At 70.9% G+C, this 20147-nt stretch carries 19 protein-coding genes and 1 pseudogene; 9 read left to right on the top strand and 11 right to left on the bottom strand.

Features of this window, described 5'->3' with window-relative positions; genetic code table 11:
• Nucleotides 1-3 precede the first annotated feature (3 nt).
• A complete protein-coding gene (locus tag ACN28A_RS31280; RefSeq protein WP_421401386.1) occupies nucleotides 4-714 on the bottom strand; it encodes a TetR/AcrR family transcriptional regulator in 711 nt (236 codons plus the stop codon).
• Between the two features lie 90 nt (nucleotides 715-804).
• On the opposite strand from ACN28A_RS31280, the gene ACN28A_RS31275 reads away from it, so the two are divergent.
• Together ACN28A_RS31275 and ACN28A_RS31270 are read left to right on the top strand one after the other, a co-directional pair.
• Entirely contained in the window at nucleotides 805-3222 is a 2418-nt protein-coding gene (locus tag ACN28A_RS31275; RefSeq protein ID WP_421401383.1) for a PEP/pyruvate-binding domain-containing protein, read from the top strand.
• Nucleotides 3223-3435: 213 nt separating this feature from the next.
• On the top strand, nucleotides 3436-4320 hold the full coding sequence (locus ACN28A_RS31270; protein ID WP_421404730.1) for an endonuclease/exonuclease/phosphatase family protein: 885 nt from the start codon (nucleotides 3436-3438) through the stop codon (nucleotides 4318-4320).
• Between the two features lie 58 nt (nucleotides 4321-4378).
• On the opposite strand, the gene ACN28A_RS31265 is transcribed toward ACN28A_RS31270, so the two are convergent.
• From ACN28A_RS31265 to ACN28A_RS31235, 7 genes are all read right to left on the bottom strand, one after another.
• The gene (locus ACN28A_RS31265; RefSeq protein WP_421401380.1) at nucleotides 4379-5590 is read right to left on the bottom strand and encodes a hypothetical protein; all 1212 of its coding nucleotides are present in this window, start codon (nucleotides 5588-5590) and stop codon (nucleotides 4379-4381) included.
• A 125-nt stretch (nucleotides 5591-5715) separates the two neighbouring features.
• On the bottom strand, nucleotides 5716-6459 hold the full coding sequence (locus ACN28A_RS31260) for a class I SAM-dependent DNA methyltransferase (RefSeq protein WP_421401378.1): 744 nt from the start codon (nucleotides 6457-6459) through the stop codon (nucleotides 5716-5718).
• 73 nt (nucleotides 6460-6532) lie between these two features.
• Nucleotides 6533-7192, bottom strand: a complete 660-nt coding sequence (locus ACN28A_RS31255) for a helix-turn-helix domain-containing protein (protein WP_421401376.1) — start codon at nucleotides 7190-7192, stop codon at nucleotides 6533-6535.
• A gap of 38 nt (nucleotides 7193-7230) precedes the next feature.
• Complete coding sequence (locus ACN28A_RS31250) at nucleotides 7231-7404, bottom strand: hypothetical protein (protein ID WP_421401374.1); 174 nt, start codon at nucleotides 7402-7404, stop codon at nucleotides 7231-7233.
• Nucleotides 7405-7617: 213 nt separating this feature from the next.
• Entirely contained in the window at nucleotides 7618-7812 is a 195-nt protein-coding gene (locus ACN28A_RS31245) for a hypothetical protein (protein WP_421401372.1), read from the bottom strand.
• A gap of 427 nt (nucleotides 7813-8239) precedes the next feature.
• Nucleotides 8240-8899, bottom strand: coding sequence for a response regulator (locus ACN28A_RS31240; RefSeq protein ID WP_421401370.1), 660 nt, complete (start codon nucleotides 8897-8899; stop codon nucleotides 8240-8242).
• Complete coding sequence (locus tag ACN28A_RS31235) at nucleotides 8896-10005, bottom strand: sensor histidine kinase (RefSeq protein WP_421401368.1); 1110 nt, start codon at nucleotides 10003-10005, stop codon at nucleotides 8896-8898. Before ACN28A_RS31235 ends, ACN28A_RS31240 begins: the two co-directional genes overlap by 4 nt.
• Nucleotides 10006-10225: 220 nt before the next feature.
• On the opposite strand from ACN28A_RS31235, the gene ACN28A_RS31230 reads away from it, so the two are divergent.
• The 4 genes from ACN28A_RS31230 to ACN28A_RS31215 all read left to right on the top strand — a co-directional run bounded on the left by ACN28A_RS31230 (nucleotide 10226) and on the right by ACN28A_RS31215 (nucleotide 13941).
• Nucleotides 10226-11137, top strand: coding sequence for an ABC transporter ATP-binding protein (locus ACN28A_RS31230; protein ID WP_421401366.1), 912 nt, complete (start codon nucleotides 10226-10228; stop codon nucleotides 11135-11137).
• The gene (locus ACN28A_RS31225; RefSeq protein ID WP_421401364.1) at nucleotides 11134-11985 is read left to right on the top strand and encodes a hypothetical protein; all 852 of its coding nucleotides are present in this window, start codon (nucleotides 11134-11136) and stop codon (nucleotides 11983-11985) included. Before ACN28A_RS31230 ends, ACN28A_RS31225 begins: the two co-directional genes overlap by 4 nt.
• Before the next feature lie 570 nt (nucleotides 11986-12555).
• A complete protein-coding gene (locus tag ACN28A_RS31220) occupies nucleotides 12556-13731 on the top strand; it encodes a cytochrome P450 (RefSeq protein ID WP_421401363.1) in 1176 nt (391 codons plus the stop codon).
• Nucleotides 13732-13734: 3 nt separating this feature from the next.
• Nucleotides 13735-13941 carry a ferredoxin gene (locus ACN28A_RS31215; protein ID WP_421401361.1) on the top strand — a complete coding sequence of 69 codons (207 nt, stop codon included), beginning with the start codon at nucleotides 13735-13737 and terminating at the stop codon, nucleotides 13939-13941.
• Nucleotides 13942-14003: 62 nt separating this feature from the next.
• Here ACN28A_RS31215 and ACN28A_RS31210 read toward each other — a convergent pair whose 3' ends face one another.
• From ACN28A_RS31210 to ACN28A_RS31200, 3 genes and pseudogenes are all read right to left on the bottom strand, one after another.
• Nucleotides 14004-14138, bottom strand: a complete 135-nt coding sequence (locus ACN28A_RS31210) for a hypothetical protein (RefSeq protein ID WP_421401358.1) — start codon at nucleotides 14136-14138, stop codon at nucleotides 14004-14006.
• Between the two features lie 76 nt (nucleotides 14139-14214).
• Nucleotides 14215-14559, bottom strand: a pseudogene (locus tag ACN28A_RS31205) (DUF1062 domain-containing protein); the annotation flags it as partial.
• Between the two features lie 422 nt (nucleotides 14560-14981).
• A complete protein-coding gene (locus tag ACN28A_RS31200) occupies nucleotides 14982-15872 on the bottom strand; it encodes a phosphotransferase (protein WP_421404728.1) in 891 nt (296 codons plus the stop codon).
• A gap of 490 nt (nucleotides 15873-16362) precedes the next feature.
• Here ACN28A_RS31200 and ACN28A_RS31195 point away from each other — a divergent pair, with 490 nt between their 5' ends.
• From ACN28A_RS31195 to ACN28A_RS31185, 3 genes are all read left to right on the top strand, one after another.
• A complete protein-coding gene (locus ACN28A_RS31195; protein WP_421401356.1) occupies nucleotides 16363-16671 on the top strand; it encodes a hypothetical protein in 309 nt (102 codons plus the stop codon).
• Nucleotides 16672-16694: 23 nt separating this feature from the next.
• On the top strand, nucleotides 16695-17828 hold the full coding sequence (locus tag ACN28A_RS31190) for a peptide MFS transporter (RefSeq protein ID WP_421401353.1): 1134 nt from the start codon (nucleotides 16695-16697) through the stop codon (nucleotides 17826-17828).
• Nucleotides 17829-18295: 467 nt separating this feature from the next.
• A complete protein-coding gene (locus tag ACN28A_RS31185) occupies nucleotides 18296-20110 on the top strand; it encodes a glycoside hydrolase family 15 protein (RefSeq protein ID WP_421401351.1) in 1815 nt (604 codons plus the stop codon).
• Nucleotides 20111-20147 lie beyond the last annotated feature (37 nt).

The raw sequence follows: 20147 nt of genomic DNA, 5'->3' as shown, positions 1-20147 counted from the left end.
AGTTTAGACGCCGGCGGTACCGGCCTCTCCGGGACGCGGCCAGCGTCCGGACCGGCGGTCGCGCTCGTCGTCCGTCCCGACCGGGGTGGTGACGGCTCCGGGGATTTGCTGGACCGGCTCGCCGAAGAGCAGTCCGAGCTGGGCGTCGAGGACGGCGACCGCCTCCTCGCCGGTGTAGTGCCGGCCGAGGACGTGGATGCCGAGCCCGTCGACCAGGGCGAGCAGGGCGGTGGCGGCGTGTGCCGGATCGACCCGGGCCGCCGTGTCGCTGCTCGCCTGCACCGCGCGGATCTGGTCGGCGACGAAGGTCCGTAGCTGGCCGGCGTTGCCGCGCAGTCCTTCGGCGACGGCCGGCTTGACGGCGGCGTAGGCGAGGAAGGCGAGGGTGACGTGGCCTTCGAGGCGGCGGGGCTCGTCCAGCGGCAGGATCTGGATCATCAACGTCCGGACGAGTTCGGCGGGACCGAGCGCCCGGCCTGCGGCGGACGCCTCGGCGGTGATCCGCCGCTCCGCGTCCCGCATCACCATCTCCAGGGCGAAGGTCATCATCTCGTCCTTGGTGCGGAAGTAGTGCTGCACCATGCCGGTGGAGACCCCGGCCTCGGCTGCCACGTGCCGGAGGCTGACCGCCTCCAGCCCCTGGGTGGCGGCGAGCCGCATCAGGGCGTCGGCGAGCTGCCGGCGGCGGGCGGCGTGGTCGGCTCTCCTGGGCACCCGGCCACAATACATTGCAGTCGTATTGACTTGGGGCCGCCGCGCCGGTTACATTGCAGTCGTATTGAAAAGGCGGAGGGGAGTCCCCTGGTGAACGTGATCACGCTGACGGAGGCCGTCGCCGGCCGGCCGGAACTGGTCGGCGGCAAGGCGGCCGGGCTCGGCGAGCTGATCAGGAGCGGCGAGCGGGTGCCGGACGGCTTCTGCCTGACCACCGCGGCCCACGAGCGGGGCGTGATCCCGGAGCGCGAGGTGGCCGAGGCGTACGCGGCGCTCGGCGGTGGGCCGGTCGCGGTGCGGTCCAGCGCCACCGCCGAGGACCTGCCGTTCGCGAGCTTCGCCGGGATACAGGCGACCCTGCTCGACGTCGATGGCGTCGACGCGCTGCACGACGCCATCGGCAAGTGCTGGAACTCGCTGCACGGCGAGCGGGCCGTCGCGTACCGGGAAGCCAACGGCGTCGACCAGGAGACCGTCCGGATGGCGGTGGTGGTGCAGCGCATGGTCGACGCCGCCGTCGCCGGTGTGCTGTTCACCGCCAACCCGGTCACCGGGCGCCGCACCGAGATGGTGGTCGACGCCGCACCCGGGCTCGGCACCGGCGTGGTCGACGGCACCGCCGCCGCCGACCACTACGTCCTCGACGGCACCGGGTACGACGACCGTGGCTGCCTCACCCCGGCCCAGCTCGCCGAACTGCACCGGGCCGGCGAGCGGATCGCGGCCCACTTCGGCCCCCCGCAGGACATCGAGTGGGCGTTCGACGGCGACGGCACCCTCTGGCTGCTCCAGTCCCGGCCGATCACCACGCTCTTCCCGCTGCCTCCGCCGACCGACCGGCCACAGCCCCGGATCTACCTGGAGTTCGGGCACGTGCAGGGGATGCTCCGCCCGGTCACCCCGATGGGGATGTCCGCGCTGCGGGTGATCCTGGCCGGCATCCTCGGCTCGTTCGGCATCCGCGCCGAGCTCGTAGACATCGGCGGCCGCCTCTACGCCGACCTGACCGACCTGGTCCGCGACCCGGCCACCCGTAAGCGGCTGGTGAAACTGATGGCGGTGGACTTCGGCCCCCGCGCCCAGGCGGTCGTCGCGCACATCCTGACCGATCCGCGGTTCGCACCCGTGCCAGGCCGTCGGTCCGGCTCCGCAGGATTCGGCCCGGCGCTGCGTACCGCGCCGCGCGCCGTCGCCGGGATCGTCGCCGCGCTGGCCCGCCCCGAGGCGGCCCGGGTCCGGCTCTTCGCGGAGATCGACCAGCTCCGGCAGCGGGCCGCCGCCGGGCCGGCCGGGCTGGGTACCGCGGCCGAGCGGCTGGACTTCGTCGAGGCCCAGGACCCGTCGACCCGGTACGACCGGATCATCTGGCCGGTCGTCGCCGGCATCCTGACCGCCGCCCTGCCGGCGGAACTGCTCAAGGGTGTCGCCAGCCAGGCCGAGCTGAACACGGTGCTCGGCGGGATGCCGCACAACGTCACAATCGAGATGGACCTGGCGCTCTGGCGGCTCGCCGAGCGGGCCGGAGCGCACCGCGAACTGCTCGGCACGACACCGCCGGCCGAACTCGCCGAACGGTACCGGGCCGGCACGCTTCCGGAGATCGGCCTGGCGGCGTTCCTCGACAGCTACGGGCACCGGGCCGCCGCCGAGGTCGACCTCGGGGTGCCCCGGTGGGCCGAGGACCCCACCCCGGTCTTCGCGGCGATCGCCAACTACCTGCGGGTCACCGATCCGGAACAGGCCCCCGACCGGCGGTTCGCCCGGGCCGCCGCCGAAGCCGAGGCTACACTCGCCGAACTCGTCTCCCGGGCCCGTCGCCGCCGACCCGTCCGGGGCCGCCTCGCCGGGTTCCTGCTGCGCCGGGCGCGGGTGCTGGCCGGGCTGCGCGAGGCGGGCAAGTTCGCCGGGCTGTACCCGCTGCGGGAGAGCCGCCGGCAACTGCTGCTGGCCGGTGCCGAACTCGTCGACGGCGGGCGGCTCGACAGCGCCGACGACATCATGTTCCTGACCCTGGCCGAGGCGCGGTCCGCCGTACGGGACGGGGTCGACCAGCGGGCACTTGTCGCGCGGCGCCGGGAGACGTACCAGCGGGAACTGCGCCGCCGGCACGTACCGGTCGCGCTGCTCTCCGACGGCACCGACGTGGAGGCGGCACTCGCCCCGACCGCAGCGACCGCAGCCGACGCGCTGCGCGGGGTGGGTGCGGCGGCGGGCACCGTGACCGGCCCGGCCCGGGTGGTGCTCGACCCGGCGACCGCGCGGGTCGAGCCCGGCGAGATCCTGGTCGCCCCGACCACCGACCCCGGCTGGACGCCGCTGTTCCTGACCGCCGGAGGACTGGTCACCGAGACCGGGGCACCGATGGCGCACGGCCCGACGGTGGCCCGCGAGTACGGCATCCCCGCGGTCATCTGTGTTCCCGGCGCCACCGATACGATCAGGACCGGTCAGGTGATCACCGTCGACGGCGCCGCCGGAACCGTGACGGTGCACCGGGAAGGCACGTAGCCGGGCCACCGTCCGGTCCGGAGACTCGCCGCCGGTCCGGTGGCTGGCGGGCTGTGTCCGGTGGCTGGCCGGTCCGCACCCGGGGGAGGGGCCATCCTGGACGACGACCCGACGACGGTGCGTCGGCCGGAGCGCCGGACGCGGCGGTGGCGGGGCGTCGACGGGCGCGGCCGGTCGGCCTGGCGACGCGGGTGGCCCACCGCCGGCACGGCGCTGCTGGTCGGCCTGTTGCTGACCGGACATGCCCTGCTGCCCAACCGGATCGGCCGGCTGGGCAGCCTGCTGGAGACCTTCCTGCCCTGGCTCGGCGTCGCCGTCCCGGCACTGCTGGTGCCGGCGCTGCTGCGCCGCTCGGCAGCCGCCCTGGTCGCGCTGGTGCTGCCCGGCGGCGCCTGGCTCGGGCTCTTCGGTGCCGGGCTGTTGCCCGCCGAGCGTGCCGACGGGGACGTCACGGTGGTCCAGCACAACGTCGGCGACACCAACCCCGATCCGGCGGGCACGGCCGCCGCGCTGCGCCGGATCCGGCCCGACCTGATCGGGATGCAGGAGCTGACCCCGGCGGCACTGCCGGCGTACGCGGCCGTGCTGGATCCGGTCTATCCGTACCGTTCGGTGCACGGCACCGTCGCCCTCTGGTCGCGCCATCCGCTGCTCGACGACCGGCCGGTGTGGCTCAGACCGGCCGGTTTCGATCCGAACTGGAACCGGGGACTGCGGGCCACCGTGCGGCTGCCCGGTGGGGACGCCGCCGTCTACGTGGCACACCTGCCGTCGGTACGACTCGGCCTGCCGGACGGATTCGGCAGCGCGCCGCGCGACGAGAGCATCCGGCTGCTGGCCCGGGCGCTCGCCGCCGAGCGGCAGGACACGGTGATCCTGCTCGGCGACCTGAACAGCACCGTGCACGACCGGGGGCTCGCGCCGGTCCGCGAGCTGCTGCCGTCGGCCGGCCCGGCCCTGCCGTTCAGTTGGCCGGCGGCGCTGCCGGTGGCCCGGATCGACCAGGTGATGTCCCGGTCGGCGACCGTGACCGGCCTGTGGACCCTGCCGGCCACCGGCAGCGACCACCTGCCGGTGGCCGCCCGTCTGCGGCACTGACCACGACCGGTCGGGGTCAGCCGGCGGTGCCGCAGCACCGGCAGGTAGGCGGGGCGGTTCAGTCCGACCAGCCGAGACGCCGGACCACCTCTCCGGCGATGTCGGGCACCGTCCGGCCGTCCGTGTCGACGCGCAGGTCGCCGACTGCCGCGCCCTCCAGGGCCTCGGCGTCGGCGGCCGCCTCGTCGGCGATCTGCCGCAAACGGGCCGTCGACTGTCCCTTCAGGGCGTCGCCGGGGATCAGCGGACCCTGCCCGCGTCCCCGGAGGACCACCCGCTCGGCCAGCGAGTCCCGGCCGGCGTGCAGCCGGCACAGGATGATCCGCACGCTCGGCAGCGCCGCCCGGTACGTCCGCAGCGTCTCGGCGTCGTCGACCGGGCCGACCACGACCAGGCGTTCCAGCCCGGTCGCCTGGTAAGTCTGCCAGACGGCGGCGAGGTTGCTCGCCCGGAGCCGATGGTCGCGGGAGCTGCCCGGACCGGCCGGGCGGTAGAAGCCGATCTGGTCGAGGTCGACGAAGGCGGTACGCCGCCCGGCCCGGCTGAGGGTGGCGTAGACCTGCCAGCCGACCGTCGACTTGCCGACCGCGGTCGCACCGCAGAGCCACAGGATCTCGCCCGGACCGGCCGGGTAGCGGGGGAACGGCCGGACCGGTGCCGTGGCCGTGCCGCTGCGCGCCGGCCAGCCGCCGGTCTCGCCGCGTACCAGCTTGAGCACCTCGGCGACGTCCCGCCCGGTGGTGTCGACACAGCGGTCGGCCGGATGGTTCCGGTCCAGTTCCGCCGCGTACGCCAGCACCTCCTCGACCGCCTCGTCGCCGGCACCGCCCCGGCCGGCCAGCCGCCGCCGCAGCTCGGGCGGCTCGGCACGCAGCCGGCAGCAGGTCACGGCCGCCTGCGGCAGCAGGTCGGCCTCGACACCCCGAACGGCGTGCACGACTCCGGAGGCGACGAGACAGCGGGCGCCGGCGGCCCGGACGTTCGCCGCCAGCAGGTTGAGGTTGCGCGCCTGCCGCCGGTGCCGCCCCGGGTCGGAGGCCGGCTCCGGAGCCCAGTTGTCCGGGCTGGGCGGGGCGTAGCAGATGCCGAGCTGGTCGAGGTCGACGTAGGCGGTGGGGATCCGGTGCGAAAGCTCGGTGAACAACGTCCAGGCGACCGTGGTCTTCCCGACGGCGGGCGGTCCGTAGAGCCACAGCACCGGCAGCGCGGCGGCATCGACCGCCGGGCCCGCCGACGCGTCCGTGTGCGCCGGCACCGGCTCCCGGCTCATGGTCGAGAGTTTCACCGTCGACGGCTGCCGGGTCGACCGAATATCCGGTACGAGAACCACCGGCGACGAGCGACGAGACAGCGGGCGCCGGGCGAGGGGCGACGACCCGTGCCGGCGGCGGCGGCTCAACCCTCGGACGGCATCCGGTAGACGGATACGTGCGACCGGGATTCGCCGGTGAACCCGGAGCCGCTCCAGTCGGCGTGCCGGCTCTCCAGCTCGAAGCCGGCCAACTGCGCCATCAGGTCCAGTTCGGCGGGCCAGACGTAGCGGTGCGGGCTGCGGAACACCGTCGTCCGGCGGTCGTCGCCGAACCGGAAGTGGTGCGACACCACCTGCTGCCGCAGGATGTCGTAGGTGTCCAGGCCGATGTAGCCGGGCACGGTCCTGAACACCACCGCCTGCTGGCCGGGTGGCAGTTTGCGCAGCTCGGGAACCCACAGCTCGATGACGAACCGGCCGCCGGGCAGCAGGTGCCGGGCCGCGTTGCGGAAACAGGCGACCTGCTCGGCCTGGGTGAGCAGGTTCGAGATCGTGTTGTAGACGAGGTAGACCAGGGTGTACCTCCCCGGGGCGGCGGCACTGGCCATGTCGCCGACGACCACCGGGATGGTCGCCTCGTCGACCTTCGTGCGAAGTTGGTCGACCATCGGACGGGACAGTTCGATGCCGGCCACCGGTACGCCCCGCTCGGCGAGCGGCACCGCCACCCGCCCGGTACCGATGGCGAACTCCAGCGCCGGGCCGGCTCCGGCGAGTTCGGCGAGGCGGTCCACGGCGGGTCCGAGCACCTCGGGGGCGTACATCCCACTGCCCGGCGTGTCGTAGTTTCGGGCGGTCTCGGTGTCCCAGATCTCCTCCTGGCGCATACCGGCCACGATCGCGGCACGGCTGTCGGCTGTCCACCGGTTTGTTCCGGCCCGATGATCGGTCGAGAGCCCGTCAGGCGAGCAGGGAACGCCAGCGGTCGGCCGACTCGCGCATGTCCAGGCTGACCCGTTCCAGGAACACCCCCGCCCTGGCCAGCCGCTGCCCCACCGGGGTGTCCGACCCGGACGCCTCCGCCGCGGCCAGCGCGGCCCGGGCCGACTCCAGCGTGTGCTGGGTACTGATCACGATGGAGTGGTACCACGCCTGGTCGTCGACCACGTAGACGTCGCGACGGCGCTGCGGATCGCGTTCACGCCGGACGAAGCCGTGCTGGACGAGGTAGTTCACGGCCACCGAAACGGAGGCGGGGCTGACCTTCAGCCGGCGGGTCAGCTCGGCCGCGGTACGCCTGCCGTCCTCCGCGAGCAGCAGGTCGACGTGCACCCGCGCCGTCATCCTCGGCAATCCGGTGCGGACCGCGAGTTCGATGATCTCCGTTCCGGCTGTGCCGTCCGCCGTTCCGGCCGGGCGGGAGGGTGCCGGTGTGCCCCGCCGGGCCCGTTGGGTCGTCGCCCGGTGTGCGTGCTGCGGTCGGTAGCCGCCGGGGCCGCCGTTGCGGCCGACCTCCCGGCTGATCGTCGAGGTCGGCCGGTCGAGCCGCCTCGCGATCTCGGCGTAGGAGAGCCCGTCGGCGAGGCCGGCCGCGATACGCTGGCGGTCCTGCTGGGTCAACCGTCCTCCTGGCATGCCACAAGTATCGGCGCTGGGCGTCACGCCTCCTTCGGGTCGGGCCTGGCGGGGGATACCGGGATGCTCCTGGTCAACGCCGCGTGGACGATCCGGATGGCCTCGTTGGTGTCGATGCCGACGCTGGCGATGACCGCGGCGTACTCGGCGGCGGCGCGGCCGGCCCGCTCGCGTCCCTGCACACCGGCCGCGGACACGAACGAGCCGGCTGATCCGCGGGTTTCGATCAGCCCCGTCCTCCAGTTCCCGGTAGGCCCGGCCGACGGTGTTGACGGCCAGGTCGAGGTCCGCGGCCAACCGGCGGATGGTGCCTACCGCCAGCGTCTGGTCCTGGATCTGCCGGGCCAGCTGGGCACGGAGCTGCTCGAACGGGGGTACCGGCGAGGCGGAGTCGATGACGATCATCCGGTTCACCGGGTGCTGGTGGCCTGCCACGCCGGGACGAGGACGCAGCCGCGCTGCTGGCCGCCCGGATGGCGGCAGAACCTCACCGCGACGCCTCGTCGTGCCGCCGCCGCGCCGTCGAGCCGTGGAACGCAGTCGACCTGCTCGCGGCGATCCGGGAACGCCAGGGCCGCGTCGACGAGGCGATCGCTCTGCTGCACACCCGAGACACCACCTCGGTCAACAACCGCGACCAACTGGCCGACCTGCTGGCCCGGCACGACCGGATCGAGGAACCGAGGCTGGACGCGGCGAGGAGGCCGTCGTCATCCTCGAACAGCAGGAGAGCGGTGTCGGTAGCATCCTGGCCTGGCATCTCATCGGTCTCGGCCGCGTCAGGGAAGCCGTGGCGCTCCTCCAACAGCGCGAGCCGGTGTCCACCAGGCATGGAGCATCCGCCGACGTGCCCCCGTTCTGACCTCCCCGCAGGCTCCAGCGTTCATGAACAACGATTAGTTTGATCTTGGCTGGGGTGTTCCGGTTGTAACACGGGGGTGCGTTCCTACGCCGGGACACCCGCGACGATGATCTGGCATTTCCAGCTGGCCTGCTGAAGCTCGCGGATCTCTCGGGGCAAGGGATCGTCATTCACCGGGGCAGCGCCACCAGGCCCGACTCGTAGGCGATGATCACCAGGTGGACCCGGTCGCGGGCGTCGAGCTTGGCGAGAAGCCGGGTCACGTACGTCTTGACGGTCGGAACGCTGATGAACATGTCGGCGGCGATCTCGGAGTTGGACCGGCCGCGCCCCACCAGGGTCAGCACCTCCCGTTCCCGTTCGGTGATGCCCTCGACCGTCCGAGGTAGTCGCGGGGCGGGGTCGGGGCGGCCGGCGAACTCCTCGATCAGGCGCCGGGTGACGCTCGGGGCGATAAGGGCGTCGCCTGCGGCGACGACGCGGATCGCGGCGAGGATGTCCTCTAGCGCCATGTCCTTGACCAGGAATCCGGACGCTCCGGCACGCAACGCCGCGTAGACGTACTCGTCGTCGTCGAACGTGGTCAGGACGACCACCCGTGCCCCGCTCGGGCCTGCGGTGATCAGCCGGGTGGCCTCGATGCCGTCCATGCCGGGCATGCGGATGTCCATCACCACGACATCGGGCTGGACACCCTCGGCCAGGTGGATTGCTTCGGCACCGTTCCCGGCCTCCCCGAGGACCTCGATGTCGGTGGTGTCGGTGATGACCATCTGCAGGGCCGTACGCACCAGGGGCTGGTCGTCGGCGAGGACGACCCGTACCGTCATCGGAGCGTCACCGGCACGGGCAACCGGGCGGTCACCCGGAAGCCGCCCTCAGGGCGGGCCGCGGCGGAGAAGTCTCCGTGCAGCAGCCCGACCCGTTCACGCATGCCGGCGATGCCGTACCCGGTGCCGGTGGTGCCGCTGCGGCCGTGCCCGTTGTCGACGACCTCGATGGACAGTTCCTCGTCCCGATGGTCAATGAACACCTGGCAGGAGCGGGTGCCGGAGTGACGTACCACGTTGGTGACCGACTCCTGGATGATGCGGAACGCGGACAGGTCGATGTCGGTGGGCAGCGGTCGGCGCTGCCCTCCCCACCGCACGTCGACACGAACGCCGGCGGCGGTCGTCGCTGCCGCCAGCCGGTCGAGGTCGGCTAGGCCCGGCATCGGGTCGAGCGGCGCCGCCACCGGGCCCGGGTCTGCCCGGCGGAGCCCGCCGAGCATCCGCCGCAGTTCGGACAGGGTCTCCCGGCTGGCGGTTTCGACGGCGGTCATCGCGGTACGCGCCGCTGACGGCTGGGTGTCGATGACCCGGCTCGCCGCACCGGCCTGCAGAGCGATGATGCCGATGCTGTGGGCGACGACATCGTGCAGCTCGCGGGAGATCCGCAGCCGTTCGACGGTGACCGCCTGGGCCGCGTGCTGGACGGAGAGCCGCTCGGCGTGGTCGCGGGACTGTCGGCTCGAGTTGCCGATCTGCCAGGCGATCACGGCCGTCAGGGCGACAACCAGCTGCTCCGAGGTGCCGATCGGAAACCCGAGCAGCAACCGGATACTCGCGTAGACGGCCAGCACACCGACGGCCAGGATGCCGGCGACGATCGAGGTCCGGCGCGGGCGGGTCGCCGCGATGACGCACAGGGCGACATCCACCGCCAGGAACTGTGGGATCTCGATGGTCGTGGAGTTCAGCTCCATCGCCGCGGCGACCGCACCGGCGAGCAGCAGAATCAGGGCTGGCAACGGCCAGCGGCGCAGCAGCCCGCTGCCGGCCAGCACCAGGACGGTGGCGCCCACCAGCAGGATCCAACCGGTGGCCACCAGGTCCAGATCGGGGTCTGGACGCCACGGCGGTTCGCCGGGCAACCGGACAGCGGGTATGAACACGTACGCAATGCCGGCGCACCAGGTCAGGGCGGTCCACGCGCCCGACGGCACTCGCCTGAGGGAAGGGAGGGGTGACGCGGCGGGCATGTGCCGATCGTAACCGTGTGACCTGACCAGGGCATTGGACCGTGGTTGTACACCCGCGGTCCAACGGCGCCGGCCGCGTTTGCTACCGCCGGTCCGATGCGGCGTAGCTGCGGCCTGCGGCAGCGTAGGTCGGGTGATCGAAGTCAACGAACTGACCAAGCGTTACGGCAAGACCACCGCCGTCAAGGGCCTGACCTTCACGGTGCGCCCGGGGCAGGTGACCGGGTTCCTCGGCCCCAACGGTGCCGGTAAGTCCACCACGCTCCGGATGATCCTCGGCCTGAACACCCCCACCAGCGGAACCGCCACCATCGACGGGCGCCCGTTCCAGGACCGCCCGCGCGGGCTGCGGCACGTCGGGACGCTGCTGGACGCGCACGACGTGCACAGCGGGCGCAGCGCGGTGGCGCACCTGTCCGCCCTGGCCCGCAGCAACGGCATAGCGCGCCGCCGGGTGGATGAGGTGCTGGCGGAGGTGGGGCTGGCCAGCGCGGCGCGTCGGCGCGTCGGCGGGTTCTCGCTGGGGATGAAGCAGCGGCTCGGCATCGCCACCGCCCTGCTCGGCGACCCACCAGTACTCGTTTTCGACGAACCGATCAACGGCCTGGACCCGGAGGGTGTGCTGTGGGTGCGCAGCCTGTTCCGGCGGCTGGCCGCCGAGGGCCGCACCGTGTTCGTCTCCAGCCATCTGATGACCGAGATGGAGAACACCGCCGACCAGATCATCGTCATCGGCCGAGGCGAGTTGATCGCAGCGGAGCCCCTGACCGAGTTCGCGGCCCGCAGCACCCGGCTGGCCGTCATCGTGCGCAGCCCCGACATCACCGCGCTGACGGCCATCCTGACCGCCGATGGCGCATCGGTCCGGCCGGACGGCGACGGGCTGGTCACGGTGACAGGACTCAGCGCTGCCCGGATCGGCGCACTCGCCTTCGATCACCGCGTCGTGCTGCACGAACTGGCCACCCAGACCGCCTCCCTGGAGGAGGCATTCATGGAACTCACCGCTCACAGCGTCGAATACCCCGCAGGAGACCCCCGATGACCACACTGACGGCGCCTCGAACCGCCGCAACCGCCGTGCAACCCCGCGCCCGCTTCCGCGACCTGATCGCCGCAGAGTGGATCAAGCTATGGTCGCTTCGTTCGACCTACCTGGTGCTCGGGCTCGGCGCACTGGTCATCATTGGGATCAACGCGAACTCCGCCCGATCCAACGTCAGCATGATCGCGAGTCGGCCAGCCGGCTTCCACAATCCGCTGTTCGACCCGATGAATACCGCCTTCGTGACGAACGCCTACCAGATCCTCATGATCATTGCCGCCAGCGTGGGTGCCATCACGGTCTTCGGCGAATACACCAGCGGACTGATCCGCACGACGTTCGCCGCCGTCCCCGCCCGCCGCGCAGTGGTGGCGGCCAAGGTGGTCGTCGTGACGGCGGTCATGCTCGTCCTGGGCGCGGTCGTCTCGGCGACGTCGTTCGGTGTGACCCAGGCGATCCTGCACACGCAGCACCTCGGCCTCTCACTCAGCGCCCCCGGCGCCCTGCGAGCCGTCGTGGCGTCCGCGTTACTCGCACCAGTGTGCGCCCTCGTCGGCATGGGCATCGGCGCCACCATCCGCCATGCCACCGGCAGCATCGTCGCCACGATTCTCGTGCTTCTCCTCCTGCCGAGTCTCTTTCAGGGCGAGACTTACCGGTGGGTCAAGGAAATCGGCAACGCGATGCCGTACGCCGCATGGGATGCCCTGGTCCAGAATCCCGCAGCGATGCAGCTAGATCAGAGCAAGTACCCGGTGTCGATCACCGAGGCGTGGATCGTGTTCGGCGCTTGGTCGTTCGCCGCGGTAGTCGTCGCCGTGACCTCCATACACCGCCGCGACCTCTGAGCACACGCCGGGGTCGGCGCCACCGCTGCGGCGGGTTCCCAGTGTTCCCGGGCCAACCCGCGTACCGGGTGATCTCCCGCAGATTTCCGTGCGGGTCTGCTCCCGCACCCCCGTAGTCGTCGAGCATCCCACCGCGTGGCAGCCATGCCATCGCCCGATCAACATCGAAACCACGGCACCCTGTGCGCCCCGTGTTACAAGCCGACCAGCCCAGCCAAGATCAAAATAATCGTTGCTCTTACGTTGGAAGCTACGGGGAGGCGTTCTGATAAGTGGTCTTCCCGGCACAGCACCTGGTCGACGCTCCGCAGGTCCAGTCGGGGTGTCGACGTTTCTCAACCCGAGGAACCCGCTGGCGCCCGAGCATTGCCTTCGTCATCAATGATTGCAACGCGGCATTGCATTCGCCTCCAGGCTCATTGCATCAGTTTATCCACCTTGAGCTGCTATAACAGGGAAAAGCAGTTTGTGGAATCCCTAAATGCAACGTAGCTTTCAGCTATCACCGAACAGGTACTACCCGCGAGACGAGGAATGGCGATGGGGCAATCTCCGCATGCTGTCACGACGATGCCGACGGCACGCCAGCCCGGCTGCCCGTTCGACCCGCCGGCAGAGCTGATCGATGCCCGCCGGCACGGTCCGATCAGCAGCTACACCTTCCCCGGCGGGAAACCGGGCTGGTTGGTCACCGGATACGACCTGGTCAGGTCGGTGCTGGCCGACCCGCGGTTCAGCTCACGCAAGGAGCTGATGCGCCATCCGACCATCGACTACGGCGACTTCGTGATCCCCCCGGCCCCACCCGGTGAGTTCCTCCTGATGGACGAGCCCCAGCACGGCCGGTATCGGAAGCCGCTGATGGGCAGGTTCACCGTACGGCGGATGCGCCTGCTCACCGAGCGCGTCGCGCAGATCACCGCCGAGCACCTGGACGCCATGGAGAAGGCCGGGCCACCGACGGACCTGGTGACGGCGTTCGCCAAACCGATTCCCGCGATCATGATCTGCGAGCTGCTGGGGGTGCCGTACCAGGACCGGGGGTCCTTCCAGGAGCAGGTCGACTCGTTCATGAACGGGGAGACCAGCGACGAGGACCTCGTCGTGGCCTACACGGCCACCCAGGACTACCTCGCCGAACTGGTCGCCACGAAACGCGCGAACCCGACCGACGACGTGCTCAGCGAACTCACCGACAGCGACCTCACCGACGAGGAGTTGAAGGGGATCGCCCTGCTCCTGCTGGCTGCCGGGCTCGACACCACCGCGAACATGCTGGCCCTCGGCACGTTCGCGCTGCTGCGCAACCCGGAGCAACTGGCCGCGCTGCGCGCCGATCCCGGGCTCGCCGACCGCGCGGTGGAGGAACTGCTGCGCTACCTCAGCGTCGCGAAGACGTTCATGAGGACAGCACTGGAGGACGTCAAGGTGGGCGGCCAGACCGTCCGGGCCGGCTCGCCGGTGATCCTGTCGTACCACACGGCCAACCGCGACCCTGAGCGCTTCACCGATCCGCACGTGCTCGACCTGCACAGGCAGCAGGGTGGGCACCTGGCGTTCGGCCACGGCATCCACCAGTGCCTGGGGCAGCAGCTGGCCCGCGTCGAGATGCGGGTCGCGTTCCCCGCGCTGGTCAACCGATTCCGCACGCTGCGCCTGGCCGTACCCCCCGAGGAGGTTGCCCTGCGGCCGGAGACCGCGGACATCTACGGGGTGAAGAGCCTCCCGGTCACCTGGGACGCGTGACCGATGCGGATGACCGTGGACACCGAACGCTGTATCGGCTCCGGCATGTGCGCCCTGACGGCAGGGGAGGTGTTCGACCAGCACCAGGAGGACGGCACGGCGATCGTGCTGCGACCCGACCCGCCCGCCGAGGTGCAGGACTCGGTCCGCGAGGCCGCCGGCCTGTGCCCGGCCGCCGCGATCGTCCTGTCGCCCGCTGACGACCGGTAGCACGATCCGAGTTCCGCGGGTGGAGCCGGCCGGGCCGCCTGGCCCGCCCGGCTCCACCCGCGCTACCGCCCGGCCAGCACGGTGAAGGTGAATCCGGTACTCGTCGGGCGGCGCAACGGGACGTCGCACTTGACCCGGCGCAGTACCTCCGGCCTGCTGAGCCCGAGACCCTGCGCGATGAGCCGGTCCGGACGCACCGGTACCGGATCTTACGACTTCCACCTGGACCGGCCACTCCTGGTCGAGCTGTGCCGACGGGGTGTCCAGCCGCCATGCCCCCGCCCAGTCCAGACTGAAGCGGCGGTGGCGGGCGAACAACGGATCCAACAGCTTGGCCGCCACCAGATCCGGATCGTTGAGGTGGTATTTGTGCAGCTCCGTCGGATCGAGGGAGCGGACCGCCACCCGCTCGTGCACGGTGAGCTTGCTCGTCCGATCGCAGGTCACGCAGCGGACCAGCAGCCACACGTCCAGCAGCTTGCCGTTGGCGTTGACGCGGAACCTGCCCTCGCCGGCGGTGGCCGACTCCGAACGGCAGTCCACGCAGCGCAACGAAAGTAGCGGCAGCCCGGTCCGCCGAACGACCCAGGGCAGCACGATATGAGGTTGTGCAGACATGACCATCTCTCTGGGCCTGACACGAGGCCGATTACGCGCGGCCTCAAGCGCTGTACGACCGGGCGCACGAAGGCAGCCCGGCAGGGCCGACGGGGGGCGTCGGCTACAGCTGGGTGGAAGAAGGTGTCAGGTCTAGAGAGCAGGCGGGGTCACGCGGGTCTCGTCCTCTGTCTTCACCGGGATGGACTGGGCGGGAACCTACCGGAGCGCTGCGCGAGGGCTCAACCAGGTTTTCGACCCGGGGCTTCGACGGCGGCCTCATCGCGAAGATGATCGGCCCCGAGCGGCGGTGGCGGCAGTACGAGGCGCGGGTCAGCAACCCTTCCGCCGGACTACCGCACCGCCGGCGAAGACGCCGGTGAAGACGACAGGTCAGGCTGCGAGCGACACAGCGAACGGCGCGCCCGGGGCCGAGCAGCAGCTCATCGGCTGTCTGCCCGCTCCAACGCGACGTGGTGCTCGGCTGTCCACCGATAGGCCCCCCGGACCTCGTCCACCACGCCGAGCGCGCGTAGCCGCACCATCGCCGGCTCACCGGCCGCCGCACCGGCCTCGATTCCCCGCCAACAGCGGTCCTGCCACCAGAGAACCGTGCGAATCAGTTCGCCTCGGGCCCGCAGGCCATAGGCATCCGCGATCAGTCGCACCAGCCTCGCGGCCTCACCGACGTCCATCCCCGGCCCCAGGCCGACAAACTGCCAGCACACGTGGGCCACGTCATGCACCCGAGCCCCCGGCGCCGCCAGATCCCAGTCGATGAAAGCCACCGGACGCAGACCCTTCCCGAGGTCGCGGTAGACGGTGTTCTTCGGGGACAGGTCGTTGTGACAAACGACCTCCTGATCACCGGCGAGATCCGTCCCCGCAGTCAGATCATGCAGTTGACGCACCAGGCGGGCCACCGCCACCAGACTCGCGTCCGATCGCACCTCGGCCGGCTGCGCCTTCTCCCAGGCCACGTGCCCGGCCAGGAAGGTGAGGACCTCACGGCCCAGCTCATCGAAGCCGAGGTGACGGGGCGCGCCCGGCCAGTGGCGATGCCCAAGGAACCTCAGGAGGTCCTGGACGAACCCGCCGGACGGCGAAGGCGGTCGCCGTACCGTGTCGTCCACCCGCACCACAGCATTGACGAAACCGCCGGGCAGCAGTTCCGGTCCGTCCGCACTGACCCCCACGCCCCTCCGCACCCCCCTGCTCAGACCGTACTGGTCCAGCCGCGATCGGCGCGCGTCCCCGTCCCGCCGATCTGAGGACCCGGCCAGTTGCCCGCCGGCACCGAGCGCCGTCGACGGGCCGAGCGCCGACACCCGCATCGGTGACACCGCCGCTCCACCCACACTTCCCGAACCCGGACTTGCGTGCTGGGAGTTCTCCTGGGCTCACTGTCAGCAGCGCAGACTCGGGCAATTAATGGATTGCCAATATCGATAATCCATTAATTCCCCAACATGGGGATGGAGGAGCGGCGCGGCGCTTGGAGGCTGCGTACACCATAATGACAGTTCTTTGGCGTAAGGATTCTGACTGGTGTAGAACGCCCGCTCAGGTCGACGACGACGCGTTCCCGGACGGGTGGCCGCCACTACCATGACGAAGCGGCAGCCTCCGTTGTCAGCCTCGCGATTCGCGGCGACGGATCGGCCCGCTCCACGAGCCGCACCTCCGCCGGCCCGCTGCGGCGACCACCAGGTGGCGTTGATGCGGCGGTCCGGCGGCTGCTATCGGCGCTCGGCTGTCTGGTTGGTGCGACGGCATCACGTCGAGACCGGAGTAGATTTCGGACGAACGGGGTACCGGCACGTCATGGCGACAACCGAGACCGCGCCAGCGTCAGAGGGGAACCGGACGTTCTTCGGACAGCCGCCGCTGCTGGCGAACCTGTTCGGTGTCGAACTGTGGGAGCGGTTCTCCTTCTACGGCATGCAGGGAATCCTGCTCATCTACCTCTACTACGCCGGTGCCGACGGCGGCCTCGGCGTCAACCGTGACACCGCCACCAGCATCGTCGGGGCGTACGGCGGGATGGTGTACCTGTCCACGGTGCTCGGCGCGTGGCTGGCCGACCGGTTGTTCGGTGCCGAGCGGGTACTTTCTACAGCGCCGTTCTCGTAATGGCCGGACACATCTCCCTGGCGGTGCTGCCCGGTCTCGTCGGTGTGGGGATCGGCCTGATCCTCATCGCGTTGGGCAGCGGGGGCGTGAAGGCCACCGCCACCTCGCTGGTGGGCACGCTCTACGCCGAGGGTGACGACCGCAGAGACGCCGGGTTCTCGCTGTTCTACATGGGGATCAACCTCGGCGCCCTGTTCGGGCCGCTCGCCACCGGCCTGCTGCAGAAGACCGCCGGCTTCCACTACGGGTTCGGCCTCGCCGCGGTCGGCATGGCAGCCGGTCTGACGCAGTACACCCTTGGCCGCCGACGGTTGACCGGTGCCGCGCGTGAGGTGCCGAACCCGTTGCCGACCGCTCGCCGACCCCTCGTCGCGGCGGCCACCGTCGTCGTGATCAGCCTCGTCGCAATCGCGGCGTTCGCGGGGCTGCTGCCGGCACGGCGGTTGTCGGGCATCGTCGTCGTGCTCAGCGCCGCCGCTGCGGTAGCGTACTTCGTGGTGATCCTGACCAGTAAGGCGATCACCGGAACCGAACGGCGGCGGGTCGTCGCGTTCATCCCGATGTTCGTCGCCAGCGCGGCATTCTGGTCGCTGTACCAGCAGCAGTTCACCGTCGTGACCATCTACTCGGACACCCGACTGGACCGCCGGATCCTCGGCTGGGAGATGCCGGTGTCCTGGGTCCAGTCGATCAACCCGGTCTTCATCATCGTCCTCGCGGGTCTGTTCGCCGCGCTGTGGACCAGGCTCGGCCCACGGCAGCCGTCTGCCCCGGTCAAATTCGCCGCCGGCACGGTCGTGATGGGCGTGGCGTTCCTGCTGTTCCTGCCACTCGCCGGTGGCGGGCCGAACAGTGCGCCGCTACTCGCACTGATCGGCATCCTGCTCGTGTTCACCATCGCCGAGCTCCTGCTGTCGCCGGTCGGCCTGTCGCTGTCCACAAAGCTCGCACCCCGTGCCTTCCACACCCAAATGGTCGCGCTGTTCTTCCTCTCGATAGCCCTCGGCACCGCCATGTCCGGCACCCTTGCCAGGTACTACCGGGAGAATCAGGAGATCGCTTACTTCGGCGTCCTCGGCGGCACCGCCATCGTGCTCGGTCTGCTCCTCGCCGCCCTCAGCCCGCTCGTGCGCCGGCTCATGAGCGGCGTCCGCTGACCATCGCCGGAATCGTCGCGGCAGGCCCTCCCGATGATCCGCGGATGGCTGCGGATCATCGGCAGCCATCCCCGCCGGGCCTGCCGGTGCGAACCACACGCCCCGTGGCAACGCCGGCAGCCCGGCTTCTGCACTCCACCGGGGCCGCCGCTCGTTTGGACCGGGAAGGCCAGGGTAGCGACCCTGGATGGAGGCAACGAAGCGACGGACTGGGGCAGGCACGGCTCCACCAGGAATGGCCGTCGTGAGCGCGGAACCGGTCGGCTACCGGACAGAATCGCTGGCTCGCTCCTCGCCGGGGCGACGAGATCGTCCTGGTTGGCCCGGCCGGCGTCCGAGGCACTCGCCGAAGCGGACCGGCTCGCCCCACCGGTGCCGCTGAACCGCTTCGCCGCGGCACTGCTGGCCCGGACCGGCGCCGTCGTGCCGCGCTGACCCCTACCACGCTCACCTGAGGAGGTGGCCCGGTGCCCGGGCTCATCGAGGACTACGCCGTCATCGGCGATCTGCAGACCGCCGCCCTGGTCGACCGGGACGGCTCGATCGACTGGCTGTGCCTGCCCCGTTTCGACTCCGCCGCATGCTTCGCCGCTCTGCTGCACGACGACACCGCCGGCCACTGGCAAATCGCCCCTTCCGGCGACCGCCGCACCGTCCGACGCCGCTATCGAGACGACACGCTCGTCCTGGAGACCGAGTGGGATACCCCGGAGGGCTCGGTCCGGGTCACCGACTGCATGCCACCTCGCGGCCGGGCCGCCGACGTGGTCCGGATCGTCGAGGGAATCTCCGGCGCCGTCTCCATGCACATGCGGCTGGCGCTGCGCTTCGACTACGGGCACCTCGCGCCCTGGGTACGCCGGTACGACGGTGCGCTTGGCGCGGTCGCGGGCCCCGACTCGGTGTGGCTGCACACCGAGGCGCCGTTACGCGGTGAGAACGCCGCCATCACGTCCGACTTCACGGTGCGCGCCGGCGAGCGGCTGCCGTTCGTGTTCACGTACCAACCGTCACACCTGCCGCGTCCCAACCCCGTCGATCCGCACGTCGCCGTCAGGGAGACCGAGCTGTTCTGGACCCGGTGGATCGAGCGTTGCACCTACCGGGGACGCTGGCCGCAGGCGGTACGCCGGGCGTTGATCACCCTCAAGGCCCTCACCTACGCACCGACCGGCGGCATCGTCGCGGCGGCCACCACCTCACTACCCGAGCAGCTCGGCGGTCCGCGCAACTGGGACTACCGCTACTGCTGGCTGCGCGACGCGACCTTCACCCTGCAGGCCCTGCTCGGCACCGGCTACGTCGAGGAGGCCAAGGCGTGGCGGGAATGGCTGCTGCGAGCCGTCGCCGGGGACCCCGCCAAACTACGAATCATGTACGGCCTGGACGGCACCCGCCGGTTGCCCGAGTACACCCTCGACTGGCTCTCCGGCTACCAGGGCTCCTGGCCGGTACGAGTGGGCAACGCCGCCGCCGACCAACTCCAACTCGACGTCTGGGGAGAGGTCCTGGAGAGTCTGCATCTCGGCCGCGGGGCCGGCATCACGCCGAACGAGACGGCCTGGGAGCTGCAACGCGCCCTGCTCGATTTCCTGGAAGGTAATTGGCGCCAGCCCGACAACAGCCTCTGGGAGGTCCGTGGTCCTCGACAGCACTTCGTCCACTCCAAAGTTCTCGCCTGGACCGGCTTCGACCGAGCTGTCGAAGCCGTCGACCGGCACGGACTCGACGGACCGGCCCAGCGCTGGCGGGCCATCCGTGACGACATCCACGCCGAGGTGTGCCGGCACGGCTTCGATCCGGCACGCAACACGTTCACCCAGTTCTACGGCTCCCGAGGACTCGACGCCGCGCTGCTTCTCCTGCCTCGGGTCGGCTTCCTGCCCTGGACCGACCCCCGCGTGGTCGGGACCGTCGACGCCGTACAGCGCGAACTCTGCACCGACGGGTACGTGCTGCGGTACCGTCCCCAGGAGGACGAGAACGTCGACGGTCTGCCGGGTGAGGAGGGCGCCTTCCTGGCCTGCACCTTCTGGCTCGTCGATGCCCTGCACGGGCTCGGCCGCCACGAGGAGGCCGAAAGGCTGTTCGAGCGGCTGCTCGACCTCCGCAACGACGTCGGCCTGCTCGCCGAACAGTACGATCCGGTGACCGGCCGTCAGTTGGGCAACACGCCGCAGGCGTTCAGCCTCGTCGGCCTGGTCAACTCGGCACGCCAACTCAGTGGCACCACCACACGGACCTCTGCGAGCGCCGAGGAACAGCACACCAGCGCGGCATGAGAAGACGAACGGGCCACCGGTCGGCTGGGCCCCGTCG

The sequence above is a fragment of the Plantactinospora sp. WMMB782 genome (genome assembly GCF_049179135.1).
Lineage (GTDB): Bacteria > Actinomycetota > Actinomycetes > Mycobacteriales > Micromonosporaceae > Plantactinospora.
The sequence above is the reverse complement of the archived record's forward strand: the minus strand, read 5'-3'. Positions and strand labels throughout refer to the sequence as shown.